This window comes from Mycobacterium sp. IDUB_37 (assembly GCF_055419245.1).
In genome coordinates, this window is sequence record NZ_JBVAXG010000042.1 from 1 (window position 1) to 415 (window position 415).

A 415-nucleotide genomic window follows, 5' to 3' on the forward strand; every position below is an offset into this window, starting at 1 on the left:
CCACCGGGGACAACGGTACTGGTGGTGCTGGTGGTAGCGGTGGCACCGGTGGTAACGGTGGTACTGGTCAGGCCTCGACCACGTTGGGTGTGGATGGGGGTGCCGGCGGGACCGGTGGCGGCGGGGGTGCTGGTGGGTCTGGGGGTGCGGCGGGCACCGGTGGGGTTGGCGGGGGCGCGGGTGCGGCCGGGGTGGGTGGTGTCGGCGGCGATGGCGGTGCCGGTGGCGCCGGTATCGCTGGTGCTGCCGGCCAAGTCAACGCCAGCAATGGGGGTGCCGGTGGTGCCGGTGGTGCCGGTGGTGTCGGCGGTAACGGTATTGCCGGCGGGGCCAACGGGGCTGGTGGCGCTGGCGGTAACGGCGGAACGGGGGCTATCGGCGGGTTGGGCTTCACCGTGACAACTCAGGGCAATCC

At 72.8% G+C, this 415-nt stretch carries 1 protein-coding gene; it reads left to right on the top strand.

The window, feature by feature from the left end; all coding sequences use genetic code 11:
• Positions 1-415, top strand: a 415-nt coding sequence (locus tag ACZY1I_RS32220) for a hypothetical protein (protein WP_463761712.1), incomplete at both ends; no start/stop codon positions are given.